Source organism: Embleya australiensis, assembly GCF_051903075.1.
GTDB lineage: Bacteria > Actinomycetota > Actinomycetes > Streptomycetales > Streptomycetaceae > Embleya.
The window spans coordinates 853,546-872,897 of sequence record NZ_CP182423.1; the positions used below are offsets into that span (position 1 = coordinate 853,546).

The window sequence follows — 19,352 nt, forward strand, 5'->3', positions numbered from 1 at the left end:
GCCTCGTGGGATGTGCCGCAGTCCGGGAGGACGGGCAAAGAGCCCCTCGCCCACTCCGGCGGCGGCGTCCTCGGCGACCTGTGGGTGGTCCGCGAACGACGAGATGGTCAGCCCGGGGTGCCGGGTCGGGCAAGGGTCACAGCTTGAACGCCTTTCGGGGATTGACCCTGACCAGGTCCACGGCCGTTTCCAACGCCTCGTCCTCGTCGAGTCGGTGTTCGGCGACCAGTTCGGCGAGGTAGCCGCAGTCCAGGCGCCGTGACATGTCGTGGCGGGCGGGGATGGAGCAGAAGGCCCGGGTGTCGTCGACGAAGCCGGACGTCCGGGCGAATCCCGCCGTCTCGGTGACCGCGCGGCGGAACCGGCGGATGGCGTCGGGGGCGTCGAGGAACCACCACGGGGCGCCCGCGTAGACCGAGGGGTAGAAGCCGGCCAGCGGGGCGATCTCCCGGGTGAAGACGGTCTCGTCGAGGGTGAACAGGATCAGGTGGAACCCTTCGGCGGTTCCGTACCTGTGCAGGAGCGGACGCAGGGCGTCGGTGAACTCGGCGCGCAGCGGGATGTCGTGGCCGGTGTCGGGGCCGTACCGGTGGTGGGTGGGCGCGTGGTGGTTGCGGCGCACGGACGGGTGCAGGGTCATCACGAGGCCGTCGTCGCAGGACATGCGGGCCATCTCCAGGAGCATGTGCCGACGGAAGGCCACGCCCTCGGCCTCGCTCGCCGTGCCCTGGAGGGCGGCCCGGTAGATGCGGGCGGCCTCGCCGTCGGTCAGCGGTTCGGTGCCCACGTCCGGGTGGCTGTGGTCGGCGGACGTGGCGCCGTGCGCGATGAAGTGGCGTCGTCGGTCCTCCAACGCCCGGATGTAGCCGTCGTAGTCCGAGGTGTCGATGTCCGCGGCCTCGCCCAGGCGCGCCACGGCCGCCGCCCAGTCCGCACCGGGTTCCAGGTAGCGGTCGGGGCGGAAGGTGGGCAGGACCCGCGCCGTCCACTCGGGGTCGGCGACCAGTGCCCGGTGGGCCGCCAGATCGTCCGCGGGGTCGTCGGTGGTGGCCAGCACCTCGATGCCGAAGCGGCGGAACAGCGCCCGAGGGCGGTAGGCCGGTTCGGCCAGGCGCGCGGCGATCGTGTCGTAGATCCGGTCGGCCGTGGCCGGGGCGGGACGTTCGGTCACGCCGAAGATCTCGACGAGTTCCGCCTCCATCCAGTAGCGGACGGGGGTACCCCGGAAGGCGGTCCAGTGCGCACACATCGCGCGCCACGCCCGACGGGCCTGCTGTTCGGCCAACGGCCCCTGCCCCACCCCGAGTTCGTCCAGCGGGACACCGCAGGCATGCAGCAGGCGCGTGACGTAGTGATCGGTGGAGATCAGCAGGCTCGCCGGATCGTTGAACGGCTGGTCGTCGACCAGCAGACGAGGGTCCACGTGACCGTGCGGCGACAGGATCGGCAGGTCGCGAACGGCTTCGTAGAGCCGGCGGGCGACGGCGCGCGTCGGTGCGTCGACGGGCAGGAGCCGGTCGGGATGGAGTGAGGAGGGCATACCCCGAATGGTCGTCCGCGGCCGGAGAACACGGCAATCGGTTGTCATGTGTTGCCGCGACGCGGGACTCGTTCCCAGCCGACCCCTACGTCGCGCCCCCGACCGCCGGGGTGACGGGTGCCGCGATCTGCGCGGCCAGGTGCCCGGCCCCGAAGCCGTTGTCGATGTTGACGACCGCGACCCCGGGGCTGCACGCGTTGAGCATGGACAGCAGCGGCGCCAGGCCGCCGAAGGCCGCTCCGTAGCCGACGGAGGTCGGCACCGCGACGACAGGTGCCGCGACCAGCCCCGCCACCACACTGGGCAGCGCGCCGTCCATGCCGGCGGCGACCACCACGACCCGGGCGGAGCGCAGCAGATCGAGCATGCCGATCACGCGGTGCAGTCCGGCCACGCCCACGTCCACGGCCGATTCGCAGCGCCGGCCCAGATAACGCGCGGTCAACTCGGCCTCCAGCGCCACCGGGAGGTCCGAGGTACCCGCCGCCAACACCACCACGAGACCCCCCTCCGGGGCGGGCGGTACGGGCGGCCACACCAGCAGTCGGGCCTGCGACTCGTGCCGGGCGTCCGGCAGTTCGGCGAGCACCGCCCGCGCGTGCTCGGAACCGGCGCGGGTGAACAGGGCCGGGCCCCGGCCGCGCTCGCGCAGCTCGGCGGCGATCGCGCCCACCTGCTCCGGAGTCTTCCCCTCGCAGAAGATCGCCTCCGGATATCCCCTGCGGTCGATCCGCTCGTGGTCCAGACGTGCGAACGATTCGGTCGTTTCAGCCATGGCGAACTCCGATCAGGGACAGCGTGAAGGCACCCGACTGCAGGCCCGCGAGGTCGACGGCGACCATCCGGAACCCGGCGGCCCGGACCACCGCCAAGGCCGCCTCGCGCAGGTCGCCCGCGAGCGCCGCGATCTCGGCGACGGGTACCTCGACCCGCGCGACGTCGCCGTGGTGGCGGACCCGGCAGTCGCTGAACCCCAGCTCCCGCAGGCCCCGTTCCGCCGCCTCGACCTGACCCAGCTTGTCCGGGGTGACCTCGCTGAAATGCGGGATCCGCGACGCCAGACAGGGCGCGGCCGGCTTGTCCGCGCACGGCAGGCCCAGCGCGGCGGCGATCCGGCGGACCGCCGCCTTGTCCAGGCCCGCGTCGGCGAGCGGGCGCAACACCCGGTGGCGCACGGCGGCCTCGGCACCGGGGCGATCGGCGCGCAGCACGTCGTCGGCGTTCTCGCCGTAGGCGACGGCCGTCAGGCCGTGCGCCCGGACCACCTCGGCGGAAATACGGGCGAACAACTCGTTCTTGCAGTGGAAACACCGGTCGGGGCCGTTGGCCCGATACGCCGGCAGGTCGCCCTCATGGGTTTCGACCTCGACCACGCGCGCCCCGATCGTCGCGGCGACGTGCAGGGCCGCCGTGTGCTCGTCCGCGGCGAGGCTGGGCGAGACGCCGAGCACGGCGACCACGCGGTCGGCGCCCAGCGCGCGCACGGCCAGGGCCAGCAGCACGGAGGAGTCCACGCCTCCGGAGAAGGCCACCCCGAGCCGGCCGGGCGTGTGGAGCAGTGCGCCGACGCGGTCGACGGCCGCGCCGTCGGTGTCGGACAGTCCCGGGAGCATGACGTGCTTCTCCTGTTCGAGGTTGGTTCGCCGATGTGCCGCCGCCGGGGCCGTGGCGCAGGTCCGCGGCGCATATCCGCGCCGCCGACGACGACTTCGGTCAGCCGAGTTCCCAGGCCCGCGCGGTGAGCGCTTCGACCAGTTCGGTGTCCCCGGCCAGGGCGGGATCGAGGAAGGCCAGCACCGCGGGCACGGCCTCGGCCGGTGATCCGGTGAGCACCGGCGCGGCGCCGTCGCGTACCGGGATCCCGTTCTTTCCCAGCAGGTGCAGCATCCACGCGGCGACGACGCGGGTCGCGCCGGGCGGCACCGCACCGGACGCCCGCTCGGCGTAGAGCGTCGGAAGTACGCGCACCGGGATCTTCTGCGCCCCGTCCTCGGCGATCTTGGCGAGGGTGTGCCGGATGCGCGGGTTCGCGAATCGGTCCGTCAGCGCGTCCCGGTAGGTGGTCAGCACGGTTTCCGGGAAGTCCAGGTGGGCCGACGCCTCGTCCCACCATTCGCGCACCCAGACCCGGCAGACCGGATCGGCCACGGCCTCGGCGACGGTGGCGTGCCCGCGCAGCGGCGCCGCGTACGCCAGCAGCGAGTGGGCGCCGTTGAGCAGCGACAGTTTGCGTTCCTCGTACGGCGTGACGTCGGCCACGAAGCGGGCCCCGGCGTCCTCCCAGCGGGGCCGCCCGGCCGGGAACTCGCCGCTGAGCACCCACTCGATGAACGGCTCGGTGACGACGGGGGCTTCGTCGAGGCGCCCGGTCGCGTCGCGCACGGCCGCCACGTCCTCCGGGGTGGTCCACGGGGTGATCCGGTCGACCATGGTGGCGACGTACGAGGCGTGCGCGGCGGCCTCGCGCCATTCGGGGCGCCCGATCGTGTCCGCCAGTTCGCCGATCATTCGCGCGGTGACCTCGCCGTTGCCCGGCAGGTTGTCGCACGGCACGACGGCCACGGGCCCGCCGCCCGCGCGCCGCCTGGCGGCCAGCCCGGACAGCAGCCGCGCGGCGACCGTCGACACCGGGGCCGTCGGATCGGCGCGCAGCGCGGCGATGTCGGCGCTCACGTCGGCGCGTCGGGTGTCCAGGCCGCCCCCGGGGGCGCGGGTGTACGCCGCCTCGGTGACCGTGAGGGTGACCACGGCGAGTTCCGGCCGCCGCCAGTGCTCCAGCCACGCGGCGTGGTCGCCGCCGGCGTGCGCGGAGGTGAGCGAACCGACCACCTCGAGGCGGTCGCGGTCGGGACCGCGGGTGACCAGCGTGTAGAGCCCGTCCTGGGCGGTCAGCCGCTCGGCGATCGTGGTGCTGCGCCCGGTGAACGCCGCGATCCCCCACCGGTCGGCGTCCCCGGCGTGCTCGGTGTACCAGGCCTGATGGGCTCGGAAGAAGCCGCCCAGGCCGAGATGGAGCATGCGCACCGGCGCGGCGGGGCGTGCGTCGACCGCGCGGGACAGCGGTCGGGTCGTGGGTCGGGGGCTTGGCATGACGGCATGTTCGCCGCCGCCGGCTCGGCGCGGCAACCGGTTGCCATGTGTTGCCCCGGGCACTTGCACCACGTCGGACACCATGGTCCTCTGGCCGCCATGACAGCACAGATCGGTGGGCCGGGCACCGTCCTGCCCGAGGACCGGGTGCGAGCCTTCGTCGCCGAGCAACTGGCCGGCGAGGACCTCGACGGCCGGAGCGTTTGCCTGGTGGTACCCGACGGCACCCGCAGTTGCCCGCTTCCGCTGCTGCTCTCCGCGGTGCACGAGGCGCTGTACGGCCGGGTCTCCCGGTTGACGGTGCTGGTCGCGTTGGGTACGCACGCGCCGATGGGCGAGGCCGAACTGGCCGCCCACATCCCGCCGTTGCCCGGCATGACCGTGCTCAACCACGAGTGGTGGGAGCCGTCGACGTTCGCCTCGGTCGGCACGATCGGCGCCGACCGGGTGGCCGAGTTGTCCGGCGGGCTGCTGCGCCAAGAGGTCGACGTACGCCTGAACCGCGCCGTCGTGGAGCACGACGTGGCCCTGGTCGTCGGCCCGGTCTTCCCGCACGAGGTGGTCGGCTTCTCCGGCGGTGACAAGTACTTCTTTCCGGGCGTCGCGGGTGCCGACATCATCGACCTGTCGCACTGGCTCGGGGCCCTGATCACCAGCGCGGAGATCATCGGCACACGCGGCATCACCCCGGTGCGCGCGCTGATCCACGAGGCGGCCGCGCTGATCCCGAGCCGCCGGCGCGCGTTGTGCGTGGTGGTCGAATCCGGCACCGGGGCGCTGCACGCGATGGCGTACGGGACCCCGGAGGCGGCGTGGTCGGCGGCGGCCGACGTGTCCGCGCAGGTGCACGTCCGCTACCTGGACGCACCCGTACGGCGGGTGGTGTCCGTGATCCCGGAGAAGTACGAGGACATCTGGACCGCGGCGAAGGGCTTCTACAAGCTCGAACCGGTCGTCGCGGACGGCGGCGAGGTCATCCTCTACGCGCCGCACGTGCGCACGATCGCCGCGATGCACCCGGAGATCGAGGAGATCGGCTACCACTGCCGCGACTATTTCACCAAGCAGTGGGACCGCTTCAAGCACCTGCACTGGGGCGTCCTGGCGCACTCCACACACCTGCGCGGGGCGGGTACATACGACGAAGAGCACGGCGAGCGCTGCCGGTTGACCGTCACCCTCGCGACGGGCATTCCCGAGGACGTCGTCCGCGGCGCGAACCTGGGCCATCTGGACCCCGCCGCGGTGGACTTCGCGGCGCTCGCCGCCGATCCGCACACCCTCGTCGTGCCGCAGGCCGGCGAGATCCTGCATCGGTTGCGCCCGTGAGGGCCGCGTGGATCGACGCGTCCGCCGGCATCGCCGGGGACATGCTGCTCGCCGCCCTCGTCGACGCCGGGGCCGCGTTGAGCACCGTGCGCGCCGCGGTGGAGGCCGTGGTCCCCGGCGAGGTGCGCCTGGAGCAGACGCGGGTCACGCGCGCCGGGATGCGGGCGACGCGGATCGACGTGACGCCGAGTGCGCACGACCACGCACACCGCACGTGGCGGGACGTACGCCGCCTCATCGAGCAGGCTCCCCTGGCCGATCCGGTGCGCACGTCGGCGCTGGCCGCCTTCGCCCGCCTCGCCGTCGCCGAGGCGCACGTACACGGCACCACCACAGAGGAGGTGCACTTCCACGAGGTGGGTGCCTGGGATTCCATCGCCGACGTCGTCGGGGTGTGTGCCGCGCTGCACGACCTCACCGTGACCGAACTGACGGCGGGTCCCGTGGCGTTGGGCTTCGGCCGGGTCAAAACCGCCCACGGCGAGCTTCCCGTGCCCGCCCCCGCGGTGGCCGAACTCGCGGCCGAGTGGCAGGTGTTCGCGGGTGGGGAGGGCGAACTCGCCACCCCCACGGGCCTGGCGCTGCTCACCACCCTGGCCCGCGAATGCTCGCCCCTGCCGCACCTGCGGCTGGAGCGCACCGGCGTCGGGGCCGGCAGTCGGGACATCCCCGGACGCCCCAACGTCACGCGCGTCTTCCTCGGCACCCCGGTCCCCGCAGCGACCGTCGACGCCGCCGCGGACGCCGCCGAGGCCGTCGTCCTGGAAACCAACATCGACGACCTGGACCCGCGCGCGTGGCCCAGCGTCCTGGCCTCCCTCATGGCGGCCGGCGCCTCGGACGCCTGGCTGACCCCCATCCTGATGAAGAAGGGCCGCCCCGCGCACACGCTCTCCGTGCTGTGCCCACCACAGGGTGCCGATCCCCTGCGCGACGCCGTCTTCCGCCTCACCACCACGCTGGGCGTCCGCGAACGGCCGGTCCGCAAAACCGAGCTGCAACGAGGCTGGACGCACGTGGACGTGCTCGGCGACCGCCTCCCGGTCAAGGTGGGCCACCGCGGCGGCAGAATTCTCCAGGCGACCCCCGAGTACGCCCCCGCCGCCGCCCTCGCCGCCCGGCTCGGCCTTCCCGTGCACGTCGTCCTCGCCGCCACCACCACCGCCGCCCACCGGGCGGCCCTGACCACCGGTGCCCCCACCCCGCGCACGCTCGCCCCCGAACCGGCCTGAACCCGGGGCGCCGCCGCGCGGTGGTGGCGGCGTCGAAACGGGGTACAGTGCGCTGCCTCCACCATCCCGTGGGCGGCCACGGCGTCGTCCGACCACCGGTGTCGCCGCCCCGGACCTGGGGTTTCCCGCGAGAACGGAAGTGAGATCGGGTGAGCGAGCGTGACGGCGCCCCGAGCGCCCCGAGCGCCCCGAGCGCGTCGACCGGCGGGAAGGCGCCGACGATCTACGACGTCGCCCGGGCCGCGGGGGTGGCCGCGTCCACCGTGTCCCGGGCGTTCGCCCGGCCCGGCCGGGTCAACGCGGCGACCGCGGAGCGCATCCGGCGAGTGGCGTCGGAGCTGGGCTACCGGGTCAATCCGTTGGCGTCGGGGCTGCCCACCGGCCGTACCTCGATGCTCGCGCTAGTGGTCTCCGACGTGACCAACCCGTTCTACGCCGAGATCATCCGGGGGGCCGAGTCGGCCGCCGCCGAGGCCGGCTTCGTACTCCTGCTGATCGACGCCCAGGAGAACGACCGAGTGGAACGCGCCAGCCTGGAAAGGGCGTTGCCCGCCGTCGAGGGACTCGTCCTGGCGGGTACCCGGCTGTCGGACTCGGCCATCCGGATGACCGCCAAGCAGCGGCCGGTGGTCGTGCTCAACCGGGACGTCGCCGATGTCCCCAGCATCATCCTCGACAACCCGCACGGCATGCTCGTGACCGCGGAACACCTGGCCCGATTGGGGCATCGCACGGTGACCTACGTGGCCGGCCCGGAGGCTTCGTGGGCGGACGGGATGCGGTTGCGGAGCCTGCGCGAGGCGGCGACCGGGCTGGGCCTGCGGGTGCAGCGTGTGGGCCCGTTCGCGCCGACGGTCGCGGGCGGTCGCGAAGCCGTCGACGCGTTCCCCGAGGACCTGCCGACCGCCGTCGTGGCGTACAACGACCAACTGGCGATCGGGGTCGTGCTCGCCCTCCAGGCGCGCGGCGTGCGAGTGCCCCGGGACGTCAGCGTGGTCGGCTTCGACGACATCTTCCCGACCCGCATCGTCCGTCCCGGGCTGACCACCGTCGCCGCCCCGCTGCGCGCCCAGGGACGGGCCGCCGTCGACGCGCTGCTGTCCTCGCGCGGCAAACCGGCACCGCGCACCGGCAAGCCGATGACCCTGCCGGTCAAGCTGGTCGTCCGCGACTCGACGGCCCGGGCCCGGCGCGGCCCGCGTCCGAGCGGGTAGAGCGGTACGCGGCCCCGGAGTCGGCTACCGCAGTGCGTCGTGGGCGGCGGGCGCGACCTCGGCGAGCCACGCGTCGGCGATCAGCCGGTGTCCCAGCGGGCTCGGATGCACCCCGTCCGGGGCCAGCTCCGCCGGTTCCCGCTCCTGCGCCGCGCGGGGCAGCAGGAGGTCGGCGCGCACCACCTGGGCCGCGTTGCGGGCGGCCGCCCGCAGCACCGCGTCGGTGCGCGGCGACAGGTCCTCGAACCAGCGTTCCTGGTCCGGCCCGACCGGGAGCAGGAACGGGGTGATCACGACCAGCCGCGCGGACGACTTCCGCGTGGTGACCGCGAGCAGCCGGTCCAGGCACGCCTCGAACTCGTCGACCGGACTGAGGAGGTCGCGGTCGTAGCGTCGCCAGGTGTCGTTGATGCCGATCTTGACCGTGACGACCGTGGGCCGGTGGTCCAGGACGTCGGTGCTCCAGCGGGATTCGAGGTCGTACACGCGGTGGCCGTTGATACCCCTGTTGACGACGCGGGGGCCGGGTCCGTCCTGCGCCCGCTCGCGCAGGGTCCGGGCGATCTCGTGCACGTATCCCCCACCGAGCGACGTGGGATCGGCGCGGTCGCGGCCCGCGTCGGTGATGGAGTCGCCGATGAACAGGAGCGTGTCGTCGTCCTTGAAGTGCATGCCTGCCGTCCTGGCGTCGATGGGTGGCCGGGCCGGCGGGACATCCCACGCGCGGCCCGCCGGATCACAGTCTCGACCATGTCGGGTCGAGGGGTTCATCCTGCCGCGCGCCGCAGCGTCTCGGCCTCGCGCGGCAGCACCGCCGGGTCGTCGCCGGGGACGAACTCCAGGAGTGCCTCGACACCCCGGCCCGCCTGTAGGCCGAGGGCCGCGACCCACAGGTCCCGGCGGTCCGCGAGCGGCAGCCGGTTGTTGCCCGGCCACCACGAGAAGACGTGCACGGCGGTGACCCGGTCGCCGAGTGCGACGAGCCCGGCCAGCGCCTCCTCGTCGGGGGTGTTCTGGGGCGGCTGCCAGTACGTGCGGACGTTGTCCGCGTCCACCTCGTCGAGCAGCCGAAGGGTCGAGGCGACGGTGTCGGTGAGCGTGTTGCCGTGGAACTCCGTCGCGAGTTCCAGGCCGTGGTCGGCGGCGATCCGGGCCGCCTCCCGCAGGCCGCGCACGGTGGTGTGCCGCTCGTCGGGCCGGGTCTCCCGCGATCCGGTCGCGCCCGCCCAGACCCGTATCCGGGGTGCCCCGAGCAGCACGGCGGCCCGGGCGACGGCGGGGAATCCGGCCAGTTCGGCGGGAGTGGCGCGAAAGTACGAGCCGTACGAGCAACAGACCAGCCCGTGGCGGGCGGAGACCTCACGGACCGCGCGGACCGCGCCGGGCTGCTCCGCCGGCGCGTGCACGTCCGCGCCCCACTCGATCACCTCCAGGCCCGCATCGACCGCGAGGCGCACGACCTCGGCGGCGGGCAGCCGGCGGAAGGTGACCGAGCACAGGCCCGGACGGATCCGCCCGGCATCCGACGCGGCCGACGGGCGGAGCGGGGGGTGGTCCGCCGCGCTCCGTTGGCTCTCCTCGGTCATGGCCCTGCCTTCCTGCGGTCGGCCTGTGGATGGTCTGCGGGGTGCGAAGCGGGGGTCCGAAGCGGGGCCGAAGCGGCCCGCCCGGACGGAGCCGGGCGGACCGCTTCGGAGGCGCGGGCGGGGTCGGGCGCACGAACCGCTCAGGCGTCCGGTGCCCCGTCACCGCCGGCCGCTCACGGAGCGTTCGGGCCCACGTCCGCGGCGGTGAGGGGGTGCCGGAGTGCGGGCGTCGTCGCGTACTCGTCGGCACCGATGTCGCGTACGCTGCCGCGCGGGTCCCCGTCGATGTCGTCGGCCAGGGTGATGCTCAGCGTGGCCGCGCCGATCGCCGGACTGCCCGCCGTCAGTCGCGACACACCGTCCGTGCCCTGGGCGAGCCGGGGGTCGGCCCGGGTGAAGCCTCCAGCGGGGATGTTGCCGTTGCCGGCCGCCCCCCACAGCAGGTTGCTCTTCCAGATGAAGCCGGTGGTGGCTCCCATGGCAACGAGGTCGCCCGAGTCGCCGACGAGCAGGTTGTCGGCGATGGTTACGTTCTGCGGCTCGAACGTCCGCGTCTCGCCCTCCAACATGCCGGCATTGTTGAGCAAGGTGTTGTGCGCGATGACCGCGCGGTCGCAGGCGTCGTTGCCCCGCCGCTGGGTTTCCGTCTCGCTCGGGGTGTGGTCCCGGGTGCTGCCGCTGCCGACCACCAGGGCCCGGCCGGACAGGTTGCTGAGGTAGTTGTTGACGACCACGTGGTCGTTGCCGTAGATCCGCACCCCGTCGAAGCCGCCGATCAGGTAATTGCCCTCGACCGTCGAGCCGTTGCCGTGGCGCAGCACGATGCCGCCCTTGCTGTCACGGATGGTGTTGTATCGGATGGTGTTGCCCGAGGACTTCACCGAGATGGCCTCGGGGTCGCCGTTGCAGCGCTCGAACAGGTTGTACTCCACGTGTCCGCCGGCGTTGCCCAGGGCCCGGCTGCTGACACCGAAGCGGATGGGCTCGCCACCGTTGTCCCCGGTGAAGCTGTGGTCGGAGAAGTGATTGCGCAAGATCTGCACGTTCTGCGCCATCTTGTCCTTGCCGGGAGGACCGTCGACCACGACGAAGATGCCCGCGGTGGTCTTGTCGTGGAAGTGGTTCCGGTCGATCTTCGTGTCGTTTCCCCGCACGACGACCCAGTACGGGTCGCCGCTGTCGGCGAACTGGAAGTCGTTGCGGGTCAGCCGGATCGCCGAGCAGTCCGTCGGGATCTCCATCGTGGTGCTGTGCCGGAAGGCGAAGCCGCTGATCACGATGTTGCTCGAATTGGCGAACACGAAGCTGCGTTCACCCTTCAACACCACACCGCCGCGCGTCTTCGACACGATGGTGATGGGTGCGGCGCTCGTGCCGTTCTTCCCGGAGATGGTGATCGAGCCGCCTGCGGGGACCGTGTAGGTCCCGTCGGCGACGACGATCCGGTCACCGGGCGCGGCGCCGTTGATCGCGCTCTGGAGCGCCGCGAGGGAGGCGACCGGGATGTCGGCCGCGGACGCGCTGCCCGACAGCGAGGTGGTGAGGGGTACCGCGGCGAGTGCGGCCACGGCGGAGCCTTTGAGGAACGTGCGTCGTTGCATGATGCCTCCTGCGTCGAAGTGGGCGGGCGGGTCGCTCAGTCGGCCCGGGGGCCGACGTCGGCCGGGGTCAGGGGGCCACACTTCGGCGCCCGGCGGAAGTATTCGTGCGCGCCCACGTCGGGCGTCCTGGTGCGGGGCTGTCCGTCGATGTCGTGCGTGATGCGCGGCCGGCGCGGCGTGCCGGCGTCGATGGCCGGGCTGCCGGCGGCCGGGCGGGCGATACCGTACGCGTCCTTCACCAGCTTCGGGTCGACCCGGGTTCCGCCACCGGCGGGGATGTTGCCGTCCGCGGCGGCGCCCCACAGGAGATTGCCGGACCAGGTGAAGCGCACAGTGTTGGCCATGGCGACCAGTTGGCCCGTGTCTGCGACGAGCAGGTTGTCGGCGACGGTGACATCGCGCGGCTCGTGCGAGCGCTGGCTCTCGCCGGAGATCGTGCCGCCGTTGTTCACCAGGGTGTTGTGCGCGATCAGGATGCGGTCGGGGGCGTCGTTGCCGCGGCGCGCCTCGGGCGTCTCGCCGGGCAGGTGATCGCGCTCCGATCCGCTGCCGATCACCAGGGCGCGCCCGGCCAGGCCGGAGAGGTGGTTGTTGACGATCACATGGTCGTTGCCATAGATCCGCACGCCCTCGGTGCCGTCGATGAAGTGGTTGGCCTCCACCCGGTTGCGGTTGCCGTGCCGCAGGACGATGCCGCCGAAACTGTTGCGGATGGTGTTGTGCCGGATGGTGTTGTCCGAGCTCTTCACCGAGATCGCCTCTGGGTCCCCGTTGGCCCGCTCGAACAGGTTGTACTCGACGATCGCGTGGGCGCTGGACAGGGCCCGGGGGCTGACGCCGAGCCGGATCGGTTCGCCGCCGTTGGAGCCGGTGAAGGTGTGGTCGGAGAAGTAGTTGCGGTACACGTGGACCCGCTGGGCCATTTCGTCGGTGTTCGCGCCCTCGATGCCGAGATAGATGCCGAGGGTGCTCTTGCCGTGGAAGTGGTTGTGGTCGACGGTGCTGTCGTCCGCGCGCACCATCACCCAGTGCACGCCCTCGATGTCGGCGAGGTGGATGTCGTTGCGGGTGAGCCTGATGTGCGAGCAGTCCGGGGGTATGTCCAGCGTGTTCCGCTGCCGGAAGGAGAAGCCGCTCAGGGTGATGTGGGTGGACGCTTCGAAGACGAAGCTCTGCTCGCCTTCCAGGACGACGCCGCCCTGCGTCCGGGCCTCGATGGTGATCGGCGCGAAGCCGATGCCCTGCTTGTTCCGAATGGTGAGCGGGCGGTCCGAGGGGACGGTGTAGGTCCCGTCGGCCACCACGATCCGGTCGCCGGGTCGGGCCCGGTCGATCGCGGCCTGCAGCTCGTCCAGTGTGCGGACGGCGCCGGGGGCCGCGCTCGCGGTCAGCGCTCCGCCGACGGGGGCGGCGGCCAGCGCCACCCCTGCCGCGGTACCCATCAGGAACGTGCGGCGTTGCATGGTGCCTCCGTGAGGATGTGGTGGAGGTACGGACGGTGTCGCGGCTGGTGATCAGCCGACGGTCGGGGCGTCCCCGGCGGTGTCCTCGGCGTCCTGGATCGCTTGGGCGTTCAGGAACAGTTCGATGACGGGTACGGGGGTGTCGGGGCGCCCGACCGGGATCTGGAGGGTGAGCGTTCCGGCGGGCTGGCCGCCCATCTCGGTGTTGACCGCGGGCCGGTCCGGGTCGATGTGGACCGGGATGATCTCGGACGCGTCGCCCAGCAGTTGGGCGTAGCGCACGCGGCCGGCCAGGCCGGGCAGGTGCAGGTGACGCGGCGGCCAGGCGAACAGGTGCACGTAGAGCCGGTCGCCGCGTTGGGTGTACCGGCATTCGGCGGGGGCGGTGTACGAGGAGGGGCCGCAGCCGCGAATGGACCGCTCGTGCAGCCGCGTCCATCGGCCGATCTCGTCGAGGATCGCGGTGTCGCGCGGGTCGAGCGCGCCGCGGCCGTCGGGCCCCACGTTGAGCAGCAGGTTGCCGCCCTTGGACACGCCGTCGACGAGCATGCGGATCAGCAGGTCGGGGCTCTTGTGGTCCCGGTTGTCCCGGTCGTAGCCCCAGCTCCCGTTGAGCGTCTGGCAGGCCTCCCACACCACGGGTCGCCCGTTCTCGGTCATCGGGCCGGACGGCTGGTACTGCTCGGGAGTGACGAAGTCCCCGGGCAGGCCGGTCCGGTCGTTGACGAGGACGTGCGGCTGCAGTTCGCGAATCGTCTTCAGGAGTTGCGGGGAGTCCCAGTCGTCGGGTCCCTTGCCGCCCCACCAGGCGCGTCCGACGTACGAGAAGTCGAAGAACAGGTAGTCGATCCGTCCGAACGAGGTCAGCAGTTCGCGGACCTGGCCGTGCAGATAGCGCTGGTACTCGCGGATGTCCCGGTCGGCGTTGGCGGCCTTGAACGCCTCGTCGTCGCGCTGCGGGTGGGTGCCGTCCACGGGGAAGGACGGGTGGTGCCAGTCGATCAGCGAGTAGTAGAGGCCGACCTTGAGCCCCTCGGCACGGCACGCCTCGACGAAGGGCCCCACGAGGTCGCGGCCGTACGGGGTGTTGGTGACCTTGTACTCGGTGAGGGCGCTGTCCCACAGGCAGAAGCCGTCGTGGTGCTTGGTGGTGAGCACGACGTAGCGCATGCCCGCGGCCTTGGCCGTCCTGGCCCATTCGACGGGGTCGTAGCGGTCGGGGTCGAAGTGGTCGAAGTAGACCTGGTACTGCTCGTCGGTCAGTTCCTCGCGGTTCTTGACCCACTCGTGCCGTGCGGCGAGGGAGTACAGACCCCAGTGCACGAACATGCCGAACCGGGCGGTGGTGAACCAGTTCGTCTCCGGGCCTGCCTCGGGATCCGGGGTCGCGGACGGATGCGCCTGCGGGGTGTCAGCGCTCGCGGTCATGGGGAATCGCTCTTTCTCGTCGGCCGTCGGCGCGCGCCGGCTTTTCGTGCGCGTCGGGCTGGTCGTACGGGAGGGGGTGGGGGCGGGCCGACGGGTGTGCGGTTCAGCCCTTGAGTGCCCCGGAGGACAGGCCGCTGACGAACGACCGCTGGAAGAACAGGAAGACGATCACCGAGGGCAGCAGCGCCAGCAGCGAGGCCGCCATCACCACGCCGGGGGTCACGGCCGGGTCGATCCGCAGGGTCCGCAGCGCCAGTGGCAGCGTGTACGAGGAGGAGTCGGTGGCCACGAGCAGGGGCAGCAGGTACTGGTCCCAGATCATGGTGAAGCCGAAGACCCCGATGACGCCGAGCGCGGGCTTGCACATCGGCAGGATGATCTGGGCGAAGATCCGGAAGTCCCCGGCGCCGTCGATGCGCGCCGCCTCCTCGAGTTCGCGCGGCACGTCCTTCATGAACTCGGTCATCACCAGGATGGAGAACCCCCAGGCACCCAGGGGAACGATCATTCCGGCGAGGGTGCCGATGAGGTTGAAGTGCACGACCGGCAGGTCGGCGAGCACGACGGACAGCGGGATGGCAAGGATCTCCTCGGGCAGCATCAGCGTCGCCAGGATGGCGACGAACGCCAGCGTCATGCCCGGGAAGACCTTCCTGGCCAGCGCGTATCCGGCCAGGACGGAGACGGACACCTGGAGCAGCAGCCCGAAGCCGACGACGAAGAAGGAGTTCAGCAGATACTTGAGCACCCCCTGGTCGAAGGCGATGTTGAAGTTGTCCAACGTGAAGCCCGAGGGCACGATACTCAGCTGCGTCGGGTCCTTGATGTCGCCGAAGGCGCCGACGAGCAGGGCCAGCAGCGGGCCCGCGAACATGGTCAGGACCAGGAGGTAGACGACGGCCTTCAGGATCCGTCCGCCGATGCTGCGGCTCTCGGTCAGGCCCAGCGCGGTTTCGGTCGACTCGCTCACTTGCTCTCCCTCCGCCGCAGCAGTTGGACGATGATGGTCAGGATCAGCGTCGCCGCGAACAGCAGGACCGCTCCCGCCGCGCCGACTCCGAGCCGGTTCTGCTCGAGTCCGAGCTTGTAGATGAGGGTCATGACGACCTCGGTGGAGCCGTTGGGCCCGCCGTTGGTCAGCAGGAACACCTCGGTGAACACGCGCAGTCCGCGAATCGCGGCGAGGATGAACAGGATCGAGAACACCGAACGCAGTCCGGGCACCGTCACGTGCCGCACCCGCTGCCACCGGGAGGCACCGTCGACCCTGGCCGCCTCGTACAGACCGCGGTCCACACTCGTCAGACCGGCGAGGAAGATCATCATGTCGTAGGGGGCGCCGCGCCAGATGCCGGTGACCATGATGGATGCCATCGAGGTGTCGGGGTCGTTGATGAACCCCGACGGGCCCATTCCCGCCAGCGCGAGAATGGAGTTGAGCATGCCGTCGCCGGTCGGGTGGTACATGATCCGCCACAGTTCGGCGACGACCGCCATCGGCACCACCACCGGAAGGAACGCGGCGGAGCGCACGAATCCCAGTCGGCGGCTCTGCCCCTCCATCAGCAGGGCCAGGGCGAAGCCGAGCGCCATCGCGCCGAAGGTCTGACCGACGGCGAGGACGATCGTGTGCCAGACGGCCTCGCGGAACCCGTGGGACTGCAACACCGTGCTGTAGTTCTCGGTGCCGACCCACCGGTTTCCCAGGTAGGGCTGAACGTCCTGGAAGGACATGGTCACCGCGTTGACCATGGGGATGAACTTGAAGTACAGGGAGAGGATCAGCGCCGGGGCCAGAAACAGCCAGGGCGTCCACCACCGGCCTCCCCGGCGGCCGCGGACCCGGCGGTCGGCGGCCCCGCCGCCCCGGCGACCCACTTTTCGCGGGGCGGGGCCGGTCGCCGGCAGGGCGGCCGGATCCGCCTGGTCGAGGCTCATGACGCGGCGATCCCCTGCTCCTTGAGGATGTCGGCGAGCTGCTTGTCGAGCTCACGCAACTTGGTGTTGATGTCCAGGCCGCAGTCCGCCAAGAGCGCGTTCACCGCGTCCGCCGTCACCTGTCGCACCGGCGTCCAGTTCGGGATGGAGGGCGCGTAGCGGCCGGAGTCCTGGTACGCCTGGGCGTAGGTCTTCCAGCGCGGGTCGGTGCGGATCTGGGCGATGTCCACGTTGGTGTTGACGGGAATCTGCACCGTGTAGCCGGTGGTGCCCTCCATGCCCTTCTTCTGGCCCTCGACGGAGACCGCGAAGCTCGCGAAGGCGTCCTGGCCGGCGCGGTTGTCGGAGCCGGCCATCAGGTAGACGGAGCTGCCCTCGGCGAGGACGGTGGCGTCCTTCGGCCCCTTGGGCATCGGCACGACCTCGTACTTGTCCGCGCCGAGCGACTTGTCGAAGCGCGGCAGCAGGTACGGGCCGACGACGTACATCCCGGCCTTGCCCGCCTCGAACGTCTCGTTCGTCGGCGGGGTGTCCATGGTCACGGCGCCGGGCTGGATCGCCTTGGTCTTGCAGCCGAGGTCACGGAACCACTGCATGGCCTGCACCGATGCAGGGGTGGTCATGGCCGGCTTGTACTTGCCCTTGCCCGTCTCGGTGATGAAGTCGCCGCCCGCGGCCCACAGGAAGTTGGAGAAGTACCAGGAGGCGTAGCCGCGCTTGGTGGACAGCGGCGCGGCGAGCCCGGCGGTGTTGTTCTTGCCGTCGCCGTCGGGGTCCTGGGTGGTGAAGGCCGCGGCCATCGCGGCGAACTCGTCCCAGGTCCGCGGGGGCTCGAGCTTGAGCTTCTCGCGCCAGTCCTTGCGGATGAGCAGCGCGGACGCCTGCGCGGAGATGGGCAGGCCGAACTGCTTGCCGTCCAGGCTCTTCCCGGACTGCAGCCCCTGACCGATGATCTGGGCGCTGTCCTTGATCTTGCCCATGTCGATCTCGCGGAGCAGACCCTGGCTGTGCATGGTCCCGATCTGCGTCGCGTCGTTCATGACGATGTCGGGAAGCTTCTTCTGGGCGGCGCGCTGCTGCAGTTTGGTCTCGAAGTCGTCGAAGATCGCCGTGACCTCGACCTTGAAGCCCGTGGCCTTCTCGAAGGCGGCGGCCAGCTCCTGCGCGCCCTTCTCGCCCGGTCCGCCCGGCGTCGTCCGGGTCCAAAGCTCGAGAGGTGCCTTGGAGTTCTGCTTGGCATCCACTCCCGCAGGCCCGGATGTACAGCTGGTGAGGATCAGGGCGGAGGCGAGGGCCCCGACACCGATCCATCGCGATCTTTGCATGACTACTCCTGTTTTCGCCGGATCGCAGTGGCCTGGAAAGCGCTTGCTGGGACGGTAACGGGGTCCGATTCGCCGGTCAATAGTCCGATGAATACAAGAGGTTTCAGCGGCCGACGAGAACACTCGTCCGACGCGCTTCCGCACCGCCCCCACGTGATCCGACCGGCGGTAGGGACGGCCTGGCACCGTTGGATGGGCGCTTATGCGTGCATTTTGGGCATGGACGGGAACGGCGAGTAGTCGTCCGAGTCGAGAAGTTCGAGCAGCCAAGGTCACAGCGATGACATTTCAATGATCCGATGTATGGTTTCCGTGAGCTTCAGGCCGGACAACACCCGGGCCGGGCCGCGCCGAACCCGGGCCAGGCCGTACCAATCGCGACATTCAGTCAGACGTTTGCCACCGCATCCGAGCAGGGACCGCCGATCGTCCGGCATCGGTCCACCATCGGACAGGCCGAGGAGACCGACCCGCCATGAACGAACCGGCCACCGTACCGACAGCGCTGTTGGTCATGGAGGAAGCACGCCGGGCCGACGTCTACCCGCCCGAAGTGCTGGCCGGGCTCGGCCGGCTCGTGCACTGGCAGGGTCCGCCCCTCACCCGGCAGGAGTTGGAGGCGGATCCGGATGTGCTGCGCGACGTCGACCTCCTGCTCACGGGCTGGGGTGCACCCGTCCTGGATGGCGACCTCCTGTCACATGCCCCGCGGCTGCGGGCGGTTCTCGTCGCGGCGGGATCCGTCCGGCACCTGACCACACCCGCCTTCTGGGACCGCGGCATCCCGATCGTCTCGGCCGCCGCGGCCAATGCCGTTCCGGTGGCGGAGTTCACCCTCGCCCATGTCCTCCTCGGACTGAAGCAGGCCCACCACATCGCCCGGGAGGTGGCGCACAACCGCCGCTTCCCCGTCAATCCCGACGTCCCGGGTGCCTACCGGTCACGGGTGGGCCTGTTGGGGCTCGGGCACATAGGCCGGCTCGTCGCCGCCCACCTGGCGCGCTTCGACGTCGAGGTGCTCGCCACGGATCCCGTCGCCTCCTCGGACACCGCCGAGCGCGCGGGAGTCCGGCTGGTCTCCATCGACGAACTCTTCGCCGGCTGCCATGTCGTCAGTCTCCACGCACCGCTGCTGCCCGAGACCCGCGGCTCGATCGGGGCACGGCTGTTGGGCTCCATGCGGCCGGGCGCGACACTGATCAACACCGCGCGGGGCGCGCTGATCGACGAGACCGCCGCCACGGAGGTCCTGCGGGCCAGGCCCGACCTCACCGCCGTACTGGACGTCACGCACCCCGAGCCCCCGGCTGCCGACTCGCCACTGTTCACCCTTCCCAACGTCGTCCTGACACCGCACCTGGCCGGCGCCATGGGGGCCGAGCGCCACCGCCTCGGGCAGCTCGTGCTCGACGAAGTGCGCCGCTTCACCGAGGACCTGCCGCTCCGGCACGCGATCGACCCCGCCCACGCCGCGTCGCTGGCCTGACGCGCGGTCGGGCACTGCCGGCGCGGCTGGGCACTGGCGGCGCGGCTGGGCACTGGCGGCGCGGCTGGGCACTGGCGGCGCGGCTGGGCACTGGCGGCGCGGCTGGGCACTGGCGGGCGC

At 71.5% G+C, this 19,352-nt stretch carries 16 protein-coding genes; 4 read left to right on the forward strand and 12 right to left on the reverse strand.

The features are described 5' to 3' along the window. Positions 1–136: 136 nt before the first annotated feature. From uxaC to ACMXN5_RS33960, 4 genes are all read right to left on the reverse strand, one after another. The gene (gene uxaC / locus ACMXN5_RS33945) at positions 137–1,540 is read right to left on the reverse strand and encodes a glucuronate isomerase (protein ID WP_439678732.1); all 1,404 of its coding nucleotides are present in this window, start codon (positions 1,538–1,540) and stop codon (positions 137–139) included. Between the two features lie 85 nt (positions 1,541–1,625). Continuing rightward, on the reverse strand, positions 1,626–2,315 hold the full coding sequence (larB, locus tag ACMXN5_RS33950) for a nickel pincer cofactor biosynthesis protein LarB (protein WP_439678733.1): 690 nt from the start codon (positions 2,313–2,315) through the stop codon (positions 1,626–1,628). Beyond that, positions 2,308–3,153 carry an asparagine synthase-related protein gene (locus ACMXN5_RS33955; RefSeq protein ID WP_439678734.1) on the reverse strand — a complete coding sequence of 282 codons (846 nt, stop codon included), beginning with the start codon at positions 3,151–3,153 and terminating at the stop codon, positions 2,308–2,310. The genes larB and ACMXN5_RS33955 overlap by 8 nt, the downstream gene beginning before the upstream one ends. Positions 3,154–3,253: 100 nt before the next feature. Beyond that, positions 3,254–4,630 carry a mannitol dehydrogenase family protein gene (locus ACMXN5_RS33960; protein ID WP_439678735.1) on the reverse strand — a complete coding sequence of 459 codons (1,377 nt, stop codon included), beginning with the start codon at positions 4,628–4,630 and terminating at the stop codon, positions 3,254–3,256. A 99-nt stretch (positions 4,631–4,729) separates the two neighbouring features. On the opposite strand from ACMXN5_RS33960, the gene ACMXN5_RS33965 reads away from it, so the two are divergent. The 3 genes from ACMXN5_RS33965 (at position 4,730) to ACMXN5_RS33975 (ending at position 8,405) form a co-directional block, all read left to right on the forward strand. Next, positions 4,730–5,959 (forward strand): lactate racemase domain-containing protein, encoded by a 1,230-nt coding sequence (locus ACMXN5_RS33965; RefSeq protein WP_439678736.1) that lies wholly within the window; start codon positions 4,730–4,732, stop codon positions 5,957–5,959. Then, on the forward strand, positions 5,956–7,191 hold the full coding sequence (gene larC, locus ACMXN5_RS33970; protein ID WP_439678737.1) for a nickel pincer cofactor biosynthesis protein LarC: 1,236 nt from the start codon (positions 5,956–5,958) through the stop codon (positions 7,189–7,191). Before ACMXN5_RS33965 ends, larC begins: the two co-directional genes overlap by 4 nt. 149 nt (positions 7,192–7,340) lie before the next feature. Continuing rightward, the gene (locus ACMXN5_RS33975; RefSeq protein WP_439678738.1) at positions 7,341–8,405 is read left to right on the forward strand and encodes a LacI family DNA-binding transcriptional regulator; all 1,065 of its coding nucleotides are present in this window, start codon (positions 7,341–7,343) and stop codon (positions 8,403–8,405) included. 24 nt (positions 8,406–8,429) lie between these two features. Here ACMXN5_RS33975 and ACMXN5_RS33980 read toward each other — a convergent pair whose 3' ends face one another. The 8 genes from ACMXN5_RS33980 to ACMXN5_RS34015 all read right to left on the reverse strand — a co-directional run bounded on the left by ACMXN5_RS33980 (position 8,430) and on the right by ACMXN5_RS34015 (position 17,746). Next, positions 8,430–9,077 carry an SGNH/GDSL hydrolase family protein gene (locus ACMXN5_RS33980; RefSeq protein ID WP_395795612.1) on the reverse strand — a complete coding sequence of 216 codons (648 nt, stop codon included), beginning with the start codon at positions 9,075–9,077 and terminating at the stop codon, positions 8,430–8,432. A gap of 95 nt (positions 9,078–9,172) precedes the next feature. After that, positions 9,173–9,991 carry a sugar phosphate isomerase/epimerase family protein gene (locus tag ACMXN5_RS33985; protein WP_439678739.1) on the reverse strand — a complete coding sequence of 273 codons (819 nt, stop codon included), beginning with the start codon at positions 9,989–9,991 and terminating at the stop codon, positions 9,173–9,175. A gap of 173 nt (positions 9,992–10,164) precedes the next feature. After that, the gene (locus tag ACMXN5_RS33990; protein ID WP_439678740.1) at positions 10,165–11,592 is read right to left on the reverse strand and encodes a chondroitinase-B domain-containing protein; all 1,428 of its coding nucleotides are present in this window, start codon (positions 11,590–11,592) and stop codon (positions 10,165–10,167) included. 35 nt (positions 11,593–11,627) lie between these two features. After that, entirely contained in the window at positions 11,628–13,055 is a 1,428-nt protein-coding gene (locus tag ACMXN5_RS33995; protein WP_439678741.1) for a chondroitinase-B domain-containing protein, read from the reverse strand. A gap of 51 nt (positions 13,056–13,106) precedes the next feature. Further along, positions 13,107–14,483 (reverse strand): alpha-L-fucosidase, encoded by a 1,377-nt coding sequence (locus tag ACMXN5_RS34000; RefSeq protein ID WP_439678742.1) that lies wholly within the window; start codon positions 14,481–14,483, stop codon positions 13,107–13,109. Positions 14,484–14,586: 103 nt separating this feature from the next. Then, the gene (locus ACMXN5_RS34005; RefSeq protein ID WP_439678743.1) at positions 14,587–15,453 is read right to left on the reverse strand and encodes a carbohydrate ABC transporter permease; all 867 of its coding nucleotides are present in this window, start codon (positions 15,451–15,453) and stop codon (positions 14,587–14,589) included. Then, positions 15,450–16,421 carry a carbohydrate ABC transporter permease gene (locus ACMXN5_RS34010; RefSeq protein ID WP_380006323.1) on the reverse strand — a complete coding sequence of 324 codons (972 nt, stop codon included), beginning with the start codon at positions 16,419–16,421 and terminating at the stop codon, positions 15,450–15,452. Before ACMXN5_RS34010 ends, ACMXN5_RS34005 begins: the two co-directional genes overlap by 4 nt. Beyond that, positions 16,418–17,746, reverse strand: coding sequence for a sugar ABC transporter substrate-binding protein (locus tag ACMXN5_RS34015; protein WP_439678744.1), 1,329 nt, complete (start codon positions 17,744–17,746; stop codon positions 16,418–16,420). The genes ACMXN5_RS34010 and ACMXN5_RS34015 overlap by 4 nt, the downstream gene beginning before the upstream one ends. A 475-nt stretch (positions 17,747–18,221) precedes the next feature. On the opposite strand from ACMXN5_RS34015, the gene ACMXN5_RS34020 reads away from it, so the two are divergent. Beyond that, positions 18,222–19,232 carry a hydroxyacid dehydrogenase gene (locus tag ACMXN5_RS34020; RefSeq protein WP_439678745.1) on the forward strand — a complete coding sequence of 337 codons (1,011 nt, stop codon included), beginning with the start codon at positions 18,222–18,224 and terminating at the stop codon, positions 19,230–19,232. Positions 19,233–19,352 lie beyond the last annotated feature (120 nt).

What these genes read in the sequence shown, in the direction of transcription:
- uxaC (WP_439678732.1), bottom strand. Translation starts at nt 1,540, where the DNA reads ATGCCCTCCTCACTCCATCCCGACCGGCTCCTGCCCGTCGACGCACCG.
- larB (WP_439678733.1), bottom strand. Translation starts at nt 2,315, where the DNA reads ATGGCTGAAACGACCGAATCGTTCGCACGTCTGGACCACGAGCGGATC.
- ACMXN5_RS33955 (WP_439678734.1), bottom strand. Translation starts at nt 3,153, where the DNA reads ATGCTCCCGGGACTGTCCGACACCGACGGCGCGGCCGTCGACCGCGTC.
- ACMXN5_RS33960 (WP_439678735.1), bottom strand. Translation starts at nt 4,630, where the DNA reads ATGCCAAGCCCCCGACCCACGACCCGACCGCTGTCCCGCGCGGTCGAC.
- ACMXN5_RS33965 (WP_439678736.1), top strand. Translation starts at nt 4,730, where the DNA reads ATGACAGCACAGATCGGTGGGCCGGGCACCGTCCTGCCCGAGGACCGG.
- ACMXN5_RS33980 (WP_395795612.1), bottom strand. Translation starts at nt 9,077, where the DNA reads ATGCACTTCAAGGACGACGACACGCTCCTGTTCATCGGCGACTCCATC.
- ACMXN5_RS33985 (WP_439678739.1), bottom strand. Translation starts at nt 9,991, where the DNA reads ATGACCGAGGAGAGCCAACGGAGCGCGGCGGACCACCCCCCGCTCCGC.
- ACMXN5_RS33990 (WP_439678740.1), bottom strand. Translation starts at nt 11,592, where the DNA reads ATGCAACGACGCACGTTCCTCAAAGGCTCCGCCGTGGCCGCACTCGCC.
- ACMXN5_RS33995 (WP_439678741.1), bottom strand. Translation starts at nt 13,055, where the DNA reads ATGCAACGCCGCACGTTCCTGATGGGTACCGCGGCAGGGGTGGCGCTG.
- ACMXN5_RS34000 (WP_439678742.1), bottom strand. Translation starts at nt 14,483, where the DNA reads ATGACCGCGAGCGCTGACACCCCGCAGGCGCATCCGTCCGCGACCCCG.
- ACMXN5_RS34010 (WP_380006323.1), bottom strand. Translation starts at nt 16,421, where the DNA reads ATGAGCCTCGACCAGGCGGATCCGGCCGCCCTGCCGGCGACCGGCCCC.
- ACMXN5_RS34015 (WP_439678744.1), bottom strand. Translation starts at nt 17,746, where the DNA reads ATGCAAAGATCGCGATGGATCGGTGTCGGGGCCCTCGCCTCCGCCCTG.
- ACMXN5_RS34020 (WP_439678745.1), top strand. Translation starts at nt 18,222, where the DNA reads ATGAACGAACCGGCCACCGTACCGACAGCGCTGTTGGTCATGGAGGAA.